The 8835-nt window shown below is 64.8% G+C and carries 11 protein-coding genes and 1 tRNA gene; 11 read left to right on the forward strand and 1 reads right to left on the reverse strand.

Annotated features, from left to right (window positions below):
- Positions 1 to 68: 68 nt before the first annotated feature.
- The 10 genes from obgE (at position 69) to ABWP50_RS07670 (ending at position 8142) form a co-directional block, all read left to right on the forward strand.
- Positions 69 to 1106, forward strand: a complete 1038-nt coding sequence (gene obgE, locus ABWP50_RS07625) for a GTPase ObgE (RefSeq protein ID WP_353217399.1) — start codon at positions 69 to 71, stop codon at positions 1104 to 1106.
- Positions 1091 to 2230 (forward strand): glutamate 5-kinase, encoded by a 1140-nt coding sequence (gene proB, locus ABWP50_RS07630; RefSeq protein WP_353217400.1) that lies wholly within the window; start codon positions 1091 to 1093, stop codon positions 2228 to 2230. Before obgE ends, proB begins: the two co-directional genes overlap by 16 nt.
- A complete protein-coding gene (locus ABWP50_RS07635; RefSeq protein WP_353217401.1) occupies positions 2227 to 3474 on the forward strand; it encodes a glutamate-5-semialdehyde dehydrogenase in 1248 nt (415 codons plus the stop codon). Before proB ends, ABWP50_RS07635 begins: the two co-directional genes overlap by 4 nt.
- A gap of 33 nt (positions 3475 to 3507) precedes the next feature.
- Positions 3508 to 4137 (forward strand): nicotinate-nucleotide adenylyltransferase, encoded by a 630-nt coding sequence (locus ABWP50_RS07640; protein WP_353217402.1) that lies wholly within the window; start codon positions 3508 to 3510, stop codon positions 4135 to 4137.
- The gene (gene rsfS, locus ABWP50_RS07645; RefSeq protein WP_502951007.1) at positions 4134 to 4496 is read left to right on the forward strand and encodes a ribosome silencing factor; all 363 of its coding nucleotides are present in this window, start codon (positions 4134 to 4136) and stop codon (positions 4494 to 4496) included. The genes ABWP50_RS07640 and rsfS overlap by 4 nt, the downstream gene beginning before the upstream one ends.
- Positions 4497 to 4524: 28 nt before the next feature.
- A complete protein-coding gene (locus ABWP50_RS07650; protein ID WP_353217403.1) occupies positions 4525 to 4950 on the forward strand; it encodes a 23S rRNA (pseudouridine(1915)-N(3))-methyltransferase RlmH in 426 nt (141 codons plus the stop codon).
- A gap of 116 nt (positions 4951 to 5066) precedes the next feature.
- The gene (locus ABWP50_RS07655; RefSeq protein ID WP_353217404.1) at positions 5067 to 6434 is read left to right on the forward strand and encodes a S41 family peptidase; all 1368 of its coding nucleotides are present in this window, start codon (positions 5067 to 5069) and stop codon (positions 6432 to 6434) included.
- A 106-nt stretch (positions 6435 to 6540) separates the two neighbouring features.
- Positions 6541 to 7122, forward strand: coding sequence for a YqaA family protein (locus ABWP50_RS07660; RefSeq protein ID WP_353217405.1), 582 nt, complete (start codon positions 6541 to 6543; stop codon positions 7120 to 7122).
- On the forward strand, positions 7112 to 7612 hold the full coding sequence (locus ABWP50_RS07665) for a disulfide bond formation protein B (RefSeq protein ID WP_353217406.1): 501 nt from the start codon (positions 7112 to 7114) through the stop codon (positions 7610 to 7612). The genes ABWP50_RS07660 and ABWP50_RS07665 overlap by 11 nt, the downstream gene beginning before the upstream one ends.
- Positions 7573 to 8142: a demethoxyubiquinone hydroxylase family protein gene (locus ABWP50_RS07670; RefSeq protein ID WP_353217407.1), complete on the forward strand. Its 570-nt coding sequence runs from the start codon at positions 7573 to 7575 to the stop codon at positions 8140 to 8142. Before ABWP50_RS07665 ends, ABWP50_RS07670 begins: the two co-directional genes overlap by 40 nt.
- A gap of 17 nt (positions 8143 to 8159) precedes the next feature.
- Here the strand turns inward: ABWP50_RS07670 and hspQ are convergent, their stop codons facing one another.
- A complete protein-coding gene (gene hspQ / locus ABWP50_RS07675) occupies positions 8160 to 8558 on the reverse strand; it encodes a heat shock protein HspQ (protein WP_353217408.1) in 399 nt (132 codons plus the stop codon).
- A gap of 186 nt (positions 8559 to 8744) precedes the next feature.
- Between hspQ and ABWP50_RS07680 the strand changes: the two genes are divergently transcribed.
- Positions 8745 to 8834: transfer RNA gene (locus ABWP50_RS07680), tRNA-Ser, on the forward strand.
- Position 8835: the final 1 nt, after the last annotated feature.

An 8835-nucleotide genomic window follows, 5' to 3' on the forward strand; every position in this document is an offset into this window, starting at 1 on the left:
TCTCGCAAAATTAGTCGAGAGGGGGGCTGGGCGACCGGCTCCCCTTTTGTTTTTGGACACCACAGGCAATGCAATTTCTTGATCAGGCCAAGATCTTCATCGCATCCGGCGCCGGCGGCGACGGTGCGGTGTCGTTCCGCCGCGAGAAATTTGTCGAATATGGCGGCCCTGATGGCGGCGATGGCGGCAAGGGCGGCGATATCATCTTCGAATGTGTCGATGGCCTCAACACGCTGATCGATTTTCGCTATTCCCAGCATTTCAAGGCCAAGCGCGGCGATCATGGCATGGGCCGCAACCGCACCGGGCCGGGCGGCGACGATCTGCTGGTCAAGGTGCCGGTGGGCACCCAGATTCTGGCCGATGACGATGATCGCACGCTGATCGTTGATATGACCACCATTGGCCAGCGCGCCATCCTGCTGAAGGGCGGCGATGGCGGCAAAGGCAATGACCATTACAAAAGCAGCACCAACCGGGCGCCGCGCCAGTTTCAGCCGGGCTTTCCCGGCCGGGAATTGTGGATCTGGCTGCGGCTGAAGCTGCTGGCCGATGTCGGTTTGGTCGGGCAGCCCAATGTTGGCAAATCCAGCCTGATCAACGCGATTTCGAACACCAAGGCCAAGGTGGGCAATTATGCCTTCACCACCCTCAAGCCTCAGCTTGGCGTGGTGGCGCACAAGGGCCGCGAGCTGGTGATGGCCGATATCCCCGGCCTGATTGCCGGCGCGGCCGAAGGCGTGGGCATCGGTGACCGGTTTTTGGGCCATATCGAACGCTGCCGCGTGTTGCTGCACCTGATCGATGCCAGCCTGCCCGGCCCGGTGGCGCAGTGGGAAACCGTGCGCGAGGAACTGGCTGCCTATGGCAATGGCCTTGATCGCAAGCCCGAGATACTGGCGCTGTCCAAGAGCGATCTGGTCAGCCCGCAGGCGCTGTCGGCCAAGAAGCGCGCGCTGGAGCAGGCCAGCGGCGCGGCGGTCTATTGCATCAGCGCGGCCACGCAGCAGGGGGTGGACGCCGTGCTCGATCAATTGATGGCCATTGCTGGCCGGGCGCAGGCCAATCGCACCGCAGCCGGGAACCGGCAATGGTCGCCACTGTAAGGCCATCGGCCGCCTTTGATCCGGCGGTGTGCGCGCGGCTGGTCGTGAAGATCGGCTCGTCGCTGCTGGTCGATGCTGCCGGCGCCGTGCGCAGCGACTGGCTGGCCGGGGTGGTTGCCGATATCGCGGCGCGGCGCAGCCAGGGCCAGCAGATCGTGGTGGTCTCGTCCGGCGCGATTGCGCTGGGTGCGCGCCGGCTGGGCCTTGAGCGCGGCGGCCGTGCCAGCCTTGAGGACGCGCAGGCCGCCGCCGCCGTGGGGCAGGTCGCGCTGGCCGGGGTTTGGGAAGCGTTGCTGGCCGGGCAAGCCATGGTGGCAGCGCAGTTGCTATTGACGCTCGATGATCTGGAAGACCGGCGGCGTTATCTGAATGTTGCGGCGACCATGGCGCGGCTGCTCGATTTGGGCGCGGTGCCGGTGCTGAATGAGAACGACACCGTGGCGACGGCGGAGATACGCTTTGGTGACAATGATCGGCTGGCCGCGCGCGCCGCGCAGGCCGCCGGTGCCAGCGGTGTTATATTGCTGTCGGATGTGGACGGGCTGTACACTGCCAATCCGGCCAGCGATGCCAGCGCCGCGCGCATCCCGGTGGTCAAGGCGCTCACGCCCGATGTGATGGCGATGGCAACGGCTGAAACGCGGTCAGGTATGGGATCGGGCGGCATGGCGGCCAAATTGCAGGCCGCGCGCATGGCCGGGGCCGCTGGCATTGCGCTGGCGATCTGTGATGGCCGCGTCGATCGCCCGCTGACGCATTTTGCCAGCCATGATGGCGGCACGCTGTTTTTGCCGCCGCGCAGCGCCAAGGGCCGCAAGGCCTGGCTGGCGGGCCGCATCACCGTGGCCGGCACGATCATGGTTGATGCCGGCGCAGCGGCGGCGCTGCGGCGCGGCGCATCGCTGCTGGCGGCCGGCGTGCATTCCGTGGATGGTCGCTTCCGGCGCGGCGATGTCGTGGCCATTGCCGGCAGCGACGGCGAATTGATTGCGCGCGGGCTGGCCGGCTATGATGCCGGTGATGCTGCGGCAATCATGGGCCTGCGCAACGATGCCCATGCTGCTGCGTTGGGCTATGCGCCGCGCGCTGCGCTGGTGCACGCTGATCATCTGGTGCTGATATGAATCTGATCAACGATATGGCCCGCGCCGCGCGTGCGGCATTGCCGGCGCTGGCTGCTGCCACCACCGCGCAAAAATCACTGGCGATCACCGCCGCCGCTGCTGCGATTCGCGGCCGCATGGCTGAACTGCTGGCCGCCAACGCTGCCGATATGGCCGCCGCGCAGGCCAGCAGCGTTTCAGCGGCGCTGCAGGACCGGTTGGCACTTGATGCCGGGCGGGCGGCTGGCATTGCCGCCGGGCTTGATGCCGTTGCGGGCCTGACTGATCCGGTGGGGGAAGTGATTGCGCAGTGGGCGCAGCCCAATGGCCTGCAGTTCAGCCGGGTGCGGGTGCCGCTGGGCGTGATCGGCATCATCTACGAAAGCCGGCCGGGCGTGACGGCGGATGCCGCCGCGCTGTGCCTGATGGCCGGCAACGCCTGCCTGCTGCGCGGCGGCAGTGAAGCGGCGCTGTCGAACGCGGTGCTGCTCGATTGCGTGGCGTTCGGCCTGCGCAGCGCCGGATTGCCTGCTGCCGCCGTGCAGATGGTGCCGGCCGGGGACCGTGCGCTGGTCGGGCAGATGCTCAGCGCGCACGGCCTGATCGATGTGATCATCCCGCGCGGCGGCAAGGGCCTGATTGCACGGGTGCAGCAAGAGGCACGGGTGCCAGTGCTGGCGCATCTGGATGGCATCAATCATGTCTATGTCGATGCCAGCGCCGATCCCGACCAGGCGGTGGCGATCGTGATGAACAGCAAGCTGCGGCGCACAGCGGTGTGCGGGGCGATGGAAACGCTGCTGATCGATGCCGCCGCGCCGCTGGCGCTCAAACAGCGGCTGCTGGCGGCGTTACTGGACGGGCCATGCGAAGTGCGCGGTGATGCCGCCGTGCAGGCCATCGATGCCCGCGTGATCCCGGCAGTTCCGCAAGATTTTCACACCGAATATATCGCCGCCATCGCCAGCGCGGCCGAAGTGGCCGGTGTGGACGACGCGATTGCGCATATCCAGGCGCACGGATCGCAGCACACCGAATGTGTGGTGGCGCGCGACGCCGCCGTCGCTGAGCGGTTTCTGGGCCGCGTGGATGCCGCAATCGTGCTGCACAATGCCTCCACCCAATTTGCCGATGGCGGCGAATTTGGCTTTGGCGCTGAAATCGGCATCGCCACCGGCCGCCTGCACGCCCGCGGGCCAGTGGCTCTGCCGGAATTGACCATTTTCAAGACCCTGGTGCGCGGGACTGGCCAGGTGCGGCCATGACGCCATGGTGAACAACAGTGAGGCGCGGCGCTGATGGCACGCATCGGCCTCCTGGGTGGCAGCTTCAATCCAGCGCATGCGGCGCACCGCCATATCAGCCTGACTGCGATGCGGCAGTTGCGGCTGGATGCGGTGTGGTGGCTGGTGTCGCCGCTCAATCCGCTAAAATCGCCCGAATCCATGGCGGCACTTGGGGACCGGGTGGCCCGCGCGCGGCTGCAGGCCCGGCACCCGCGCATCTGCGTCACGGCGCTGGAAGCCGTGCTGGGCACGCGCTTTGCCGTGGATACGGTGATCGCGCTCAAACGCCGCTATCCGCAGCACCGATTCGTGTGGCTGGCCGGGGATGATATTGTCGCTGAGCTTCACCGCTGGCGGCGCTGGCGGCGGTTTCTGCGCGAGGTGCCGCTGGCGGTGGCGCCGCGGCCGGGCGTGTCCCTGATGGGCGCACCGGCATTAAGCTGGGCCGGCTGGTCGCCAACGCCGGCTTCGCGCTGGACGGATGCGCCGCTGCCAGCGATAATCAGGCTTCACGCCGGGTTGCGGCCGGAATCAGCAACACAAGTGCGGCGCACCGATCCCGACTGGGCCAAGAATATGCCCAGCAGCAACAAGACCAACACGGCCACAAACATGGCCAGCAACATGAGGATGCACGATTGAATAAAACTGACCGGGTGGAGGAGCTCCACGCCATGATCATGCAAAGCCTGGATGACGATCAGGCTGTCGAGCCGGTTTCAATTCCGCTGGCCGGCAAAACCAGCATCGCCGATTACATGATCGTCGCCAGCGGCCGCAGCGGCCGGCAGGTGGCATCGATGGCGATGAAAATCGCCGACAAGCTGAAAAGCGATTTCGGCCGCAGTGCCCGTGTGCAGGGCCTGCCGGCGGCAGACTGGGTGCTGATCGATTGCGGGGACATCATCGTGCATGTCTTCCGCCCCGATGTGCGTGTGTTCTACAATCTGGAACGCATGTGGGGCGTGGATGATGCGCCGATGGCGCCGGCTGCGGCCTGAACCACTTCGCTCCCGAACGGCCTCACCCGTGAAGCTGCACATCATCGCGCGCGGCCGCATCGGCCAATCCCCCGAAGCCGATCTGGTGCAGCGCTATGCCATGCGGCTGAAGGGCCGGCTGGCAATCACGGAAGTGAGCGAGAGCGCGCCGTGGCCGGTGCCGGGCCAGCCGCCCGCTGCCAGCCGCACCGTGGTGATGGATGAACGCGGCAAGGATCTCGGATCGGCCGATCTGGCAGCGCAATTGGCGCGCTGGCGCGATGATGGCGCGCGGGAGTGTCGCTTTTTGATTGGTGCAGCCGATGGCCATCAGGATGGCACCAGGCACAGCGCCGATCTGCTGCTGGGCTTTGGCCGCGCCACCTGGCCGCATATGCTGGTGCGGGCGATGCTGGCCGAGCAGCTGTACCGGGCGCTGTCGATTCTGGACGGTCACCCCTATCACCGCGCCTGATTGCCGCGGCGCCGCGTTAAGCGCAGCGCAAGGCTGCCAGGCACAGGGTGGGGGAGTAGCGTTCTGCTCCGGGTCTGTTATCGTTTGTGTTTGTTCATCAGTGAGTCCGTCATCCCATGCGCCTGAGCAATCATTGGAAGATCGTGCTGCCGCTGGCCGCGCTGGCCCTGGTGCCCGGCTATGCCGCCGTGCAGGCCGCCGCCGAGACCGACACCTACAAAGAGCTTGATGCGCTGATGGACGTGTTTGAGCGGGTGCGGGTGATCTATGTCGACAAGGTTGACGACAAGACGCTGATCCGTGGTGCCATCAATGGCATGCTGGCCAGCCTCGATCCGCATTCATCCTATCTGGATGGCCGGGATTACGCCAATCTCAAGCAGACCACCGATGGCGAATACACGGGCCTCGGCCTCACCGTGACCTCCGAAGACGGCGCCGTGAAGGTGATCACCCCCACCGACGACACACCCGCCGCCCGCGCCGGCATCAAGGCCGGCGATTACATCACCCATCTGGATGACGAGCTGATCTATGGTGGATCGCTGAATGAAGCGGTCGACAAGATGCGCGGCACCGCCGGCACCAAGATCAAATTGACCGTGGTGCGCCAGGGCGAAGCCAAGCCACTGGAGTTCACCCTCACCCGCGAAGTGGTGGTGATCCGCCCGGTGAAATGGGAAACCCGCGGCACGGTGGGTGTGATCCGCATTTCCACCTTCAACAACCGCACCGGCGATGCCACCCGCGCCGCCGTTGATGGCATCAAGGCCAAGCTGGGCAGCAGCGTTGCCGGCTATGTTGTTGATCTGCGCTCCAACCCCGGCGGCTTGCTCGATGAAGCCATCAAGGTGTCGGACGTGTTCCTGGAAGGCGGCGAAGTCGTATCGGAACGTCGCCGCGCCAAGAATGATGTCGATCATTATTATGCCAAGCCAGGCGATGCCACCGATGGCAAGCCGGTGCTGGTGCTGGTTGACGAAGGCTCGGCCTCGGCTGCCGAAATCGTCGCTGGCGCGCTGCAGGATCATCGCCGCGCGCTGGTGCTGGGCCAACGCAGCTTTGGCAAGGGCAGTGTGCAAACCGTGTATCCGCTGTCCGCAGACACGGCGCTGCGCCTGACGACGGCTCGCTATTTCACGCCATCGGGCCGCAGTGTGCAGGAAAATGGCATCGATCCGGATATCCAGGTGCCGCAATTGTCCGATCCTCGCGTATCGGACCGCAAGCCGCTGCGCGAAGCCGATTTGAAGAAGCATCTGATCAATGAGATCAAGGATGCCACCGACAAATTGGTGGAGCAGGATGGCAGCCCCGATCCACGCTTTGTCGCCAAGGCGGATGATCTCAAGGCCAAGGGCGTGCTGGATTATCAGCTGGATTATGCCCTGCGCCTGATTGGCCGGGTGGCGCCGCCGCCGCTGGCGCCCGTGCAAGTTGCCGGCGCTGCGCCTGCCGTGACCGGACGACCGGTATCGCGCTGATGGCGCGCCCGGCGGCAGCGATTTGGTTTGCCGCAGCCATTATTGCGCCTGTCACATCTGCCCGCTAAGCCCACGGGACATCCTCCCGCCAAGGAACATCCTGCTCGTGCTGCGCCGCCTTTATGACTGGACTTTGGCCAAGGCCGCCGGCCCTGGTGCAGAACGCTGGCTGATCGGCATCAGCTTTGCTGATTCCAGCTTTTTCCCGGTGCCGCCCGATGTGATGCAAATCCCAATGTCGATCGCGCGGCCCGAACGCTCGTTGCGTTATGCGGCGGTGTCCACGGCCGCTTCGGTGGCGGGCGCGCTGCTGGGTTATGTTATCGGTTCGGTGCTGTACAAGACTGTCGGCGTGCCGCTGCTCGAGCTTTATGGCTATCAGGATCGGTTTGTGGCCTTTGCGGCAGATATCAAGGCCAATGGCTTCTTGTGGATGCTGGCGTTTGCGTTCCTGCCGATCCCTTACAAGGTGGCGACGATTGCAGCCGGTTCGGTTTCGCTGTCGATCCCGGTGTTGATTGCGGCCTCGATCCTGGGGCGCGGCGGGCGGTTTTTTCTGGTGGCGCTGGTGCTGCGCCGCTTCGGCGCCAAGGCGCAGGAACTGATTGATCGTTATTTCAACACCTTGGCGTTGATCGCCACGGCGCTGTTTGTCGGCGGGTTTGTCGTGGTCAAATATGCGTTCTGATCTGGCCGGCCCGGCGCTGCTGCTGGCTGGCAGTGCGGGCTTGCTGGCCGGCGCCTATGGATTTGAAGTTATCGGCGGGCTGGTGCCGTGCGAAATGTGCTGGTGGCAGCGCTGGGCCTTGCTGGCGGCGGCGTTCTTCGCATTCAATGCATTGTTGCTGGGCTGGACCGCGCGGTTCCAGGCGGCAGCGCGCATAAGCGGCTGGCTGGCGCTGCTCGCCATGGCCGCCAACGCCGGCATCGGGCTGTTTCATGCCGGCGTGGAGTATAAATGGTGGCAGGGGCTCACCCGCTGCGCCGCGCCGCCACTGGCCGGTGATACCAAGTCCATGCTGGCCGATATTCTCGCGCAACCGCTGGTGCGCTGCGACGCCGTTCCCTGGTCCATGCTGGGCATTTCCATGGCAGGATGGAATGGTCTGATATCCCTTGCACTCACTGGAGCCGCCGCATGGCTGATGTTGAAAACCCCCGCAGCGCCGCGCCGCTGAAGCGCCGGCTGCCGGGCGATCCCCGCCACGACACGGCTGCCATGATCCGCGTCGATCAAGCGGGTGAAACCGGCGCGGCGCGCATTTATGCCGGGCAATTGGCGGTGATGGGCGGGCGCCACGCCATGGCCGGCGAAATCCGTCACATGGCCGGCCAGGAACAACGCCATCTGGACGGCATGAATGCCATCATGGCGCGGCGCAGCGTGCGTCCTACCGTTTTTGGGCCGCTATGGCATATCGCCGGGTATGCGCTGGGGGCCGGCACCGCCTTGCTTGGCCCAAAGGCGGCGATGGCCTGTACCGAAGCCGTGGAAACCGTGATCGACGAACATTACGGCGAACAAACCGATGTATTGGCCGATGGCAGCGATCCGGAGTTGCAGGCAATGATCGATGATTACCGCAGCGACGAAATCGCCCACCGCGATACCGCCACCGCCCACACCGGCGGCAATGCGTTTCCGGTGATGGAAGCGGTGATCAAGGCCGGCTGCCGCGCCGCCATCGCTGTGGCGCGCCGCATCTGACCCGGCACGAGCAGCGATCAGTTCCGAATTTGGGTGCGCATCTGGTAGCGGCCACCAACAATGCCGGTAAACATTTGCATCACGCCCGGATGATGCACAGGATCGCCATCGCTGTCCGGCAACAGATTCTGCTGGCTGACATAGGCCACATAGGTCGATTCGTCGTTTTCGGCGAACAGATGATAAAATGGCTGGTTCTTGTGCGGGCGGATCGCCTCGGGAATCGATTGCCACCAATCATCGGTGTTGTTGAACACCGGATCGACATCGAAAATCACGCCGCGAAACGGAAAAATCCGGTGGCGTACCACATCGCCAATGGTGAATGCAGCGGGGGTGGGCGGCACCGCTTCACCGTTGCCGGGGCTGCCGGGCGGGACGCTGTCCGGAGGGGAGGTTTCGGGCATTTCCGGCATGGGTTTCCAATGAATCAAGACAGACTCGGGCGCGGTCTGCCAATGTCGATCTGACATATATAGGCCCGAAGTGCACCGGTTGAAGAGGGCTGTGTGTCGCGCAACAGCAACTTGCCCTGAACAGGCTTGGCAGCACGGCCACCCTCCGCTATGGCTTCCGGTCTGACCTGCCTGCGGGCGCATCGCGGAGAGGTGCCAGAGTGGTCGATCGGGACGGTCTCGAAAACCGTTGTGGGTGTAAGCTCACCGTGGGTTCGAATCCCACCCTCTCCGCCAT

This window comes from Sandarakinorhabdus sp., assembly GCF_040398645.1.
Lineage (GTDB): Bacteria > Pseudomonadota > Alphaproteobacteria > Sphingomonadales > Sphingomonadaceae > Sandarakinorhabdus.

Bases quoted from the DNA above. Each gene is read 5' to 3' on its own strand.
- obgE (WP_353217399.1), top strand. From the start codon at position 69: ATGCAATTTCTTGATCAGGCCAAGATCTTCATCGCATCCGGCGCCGGC.
- proB (WP_353217400.1), top strand. From the start codon at position 1,091: ATGGTCGCCACTGTAAGGCCATCGGCCGCCTTTGATCCGGCGGTGTGC.
- ABWP50_RS07635 (WP_353217401.1), top strand. From the start codon at position 2,227: ATGAATCTGATCAACGATATGGCCCGCGCCGCGCGTGCGGCATTGCCG.
- ABWP50_RS07640 (WP_353217402.1), top strand. From the start codon at position 3,508: ATGGCACGCATCGGCCTCCTGGGTGGCAGCTTCAATCCAGCGCATGCG.
- ABWP50_RS07655 (WP_353217404.1), top strand. From the start codon at position 5,067: ATGCGCCTGAGCAATCATTGGAAGATCGTGCTGCCGCTGGCCGCGCTG.
- ABWP50_RS07665 (WP_353217406.1), top strand. From the start codon at position 7,112: ATGCGTTCTGATCTGGCCGGCCCGGCGCTGCTGCTGGCTGGCAGTGCG.
- ABWP50_RS07670 (WP_353217407.1), top strand. From the start codon at position 7,573: ATGGCTGATGTTGAAAACCCCCGCAGCGCCGCGCCGCTGAAGCGCCGG.
- hspQ (WP_353217408.1), bottom strand. From the start codon at position 8,558: ATGCCGGAAATGCCCGAAACCTCCCCTCCGGACAGCGTCCCGCCCGGC.